Source organism: Lentilactobacillus kisonensis DSM 19906 = JCM 15041 (genome assembly GCF_001434135.1).
Taxonomy (GTDB): domain Bacteria; phylum Bacillota; class Bacilli; order Lactobacillales; family Lactobacillaceae; genus Lentilactobacillus; species Lentilactobacillus kisonensis.
The window spans coordinates 1-1,660 of the sequence record NZ_AZEB01000076.1; the positions used below are offsets into that span (position 1 = coordinate 1).

1 protein-coding gene and 1 pseudogene are annotated in these 1,660 nt (G+C 41.4%); both read right to left on the bottom strand.

Going from position 1 to position 1,660, the window contains the following annotated elements; genetic code table 11:
• Positions 1-310 precede the first annotated feature (310 nt).
• Positions 311-1,219 (bottom strand): magnesium transporter CorA family protein, encoded by a 909-nt coding sequence (locus tag FC98_RS13710; protein WP_054656218.1) that lies wholly within the window; start codon positions 1,217-1,219, stop codon positions 311-313.
• A 156-nt stretch (positions 1,220-1,375) separates the two neighbouring features.
• Positions 1,376-1,627 (bottom strand): annotated as a pseudogene (locus tag FC98_RS13715) (divalent metal cation transporter); the annotation flags it as partial.
• Positions 1,628-1,660: the final 33 nt, after the last annotated feature.

A 1,660-nucleotide genomic window follows, 5' to 3' on the forward strand; every position in this document is an offset into this window, starting at 1 on the left:
TATTACTTAAGAGATTTTAGACAGCTTCTAACACTTTTAGTATAGAAGGGTAATGTTTTTGCTTGGTATTGATTGGGTAAAGAAATGGTAAAAAATAAGAGCGTGACAAGACCCGGGTTGACCCCAGAGCATAAGGCAGAAAATCCAGTAGCGAACGGTTTTTGTTCGTTACTGGATTTTTTGTCTTATGTGGCCGGGGTCAGGGTCGTCGGAGCGTATTTCAGAAGCCGAAGGGTGCTCAAAATAGCATAACTGCTCAACTATACACATTCCAAAAAAGTCCCCCACCCAGCAGCAAGTCACTCACCCATCACATCTTCCGCCAGACCTTCAGCATAATCAGCATCGCCACAATCAAGGCGACAGAAATCCCCAAAGTCAGCATCCAAGCGTATTGCATCCCGGCTAACGGCAGTTTCACGTTCATCCCATAGAATCCGGTAATAATCGTTGGCACAGCCATGGTCAGTGACCAAATTGTCAAAAATTTCATTGTATCGTTCAGATTATTGTTGGCAATACTGTTGAAGGTGTGATCAATGCGGTCAACGACTTGGGTTTCAATCTCAAACATCCGTTGGACCTGTTCTCCTTCAATTTGCACGTCTTCGAATAAATCAATTTTATCTTGGTCAGCACCGACACCAAAATGGGTCTTTGGCAAACGATCGAGTTCACTGAGATTGGTTTGGACCGCGCTGGACAAAAAGGTCAACGTCTGTTGAAGATATGAAAGTGAAACCAAGTCACTGTTCTTCGTCTTCCGGTTCAACATTTTATCCAAATAGTTGCGTTTCTTGGTAATGCTGCGAGAAATTGGGATAAAGCTGTCAACAACTGTAAACAGTGTTTCCAGAATAAATGCATCGACGCTCTTAACCTCGGGATTATCCAATGCCGAGTAAAGTGCCGTGTTGACTTCAGGTATGTGGCTTTGATTAAACGTGAATAAAACGCCCTTATGGAGCAACATGCCAAATGGCTGGGTAATGTATCTCAGCGCATCTTTGTCGAGGGCATACGGCGCCAGAAAGATGAATAATTGGTCGTCCTCATTGATATCATAAACATAATTAGTACTTTCATCATTATCAGTGACGTACTCAATAATATCTTCATCGATGCCATACTGATCTTCGAGGGTTGCCCGTTCTTCGGCATTGATTTGAATCGTTTCAATCCATTTGGTTCCATTGATTGTCTTTTCGGGTTTGATCATTTAGTAATCCCCCTGTTAGTTATTAACCTCTATTTTAGACTAAAAGAAAAGAAGCCGCAGACAAATTTTTAAATTGTCAACGACTCCCAACTGCTAAACACTTTTATAAAGAATATAACGGAAACCTACTTATTTTTTATAAAGGTCTTTAAACGGTTATTTCAGCAAGCCAACCGTCTGGAGAATCAAGTAGATGTTCAAGGTTACCAGCACAATGGTGGCAAACCAAGCAGCGTACTTGACCCAAGTATGATTGGCGAACTCACCCATCAACTTCTTGTTACTGGTGAACATGACCAGTGGGATGATGGCAAACGGTAAAGCAATACTCAGGAACACTTGTGATGCCATCAGTAATCCTTCAATTTTAGCCTCATTGCCATGATAGTAAATGGCAAAGATCAAAACAGTTTCTTATGAATTATCTCGATGTCAACCTTA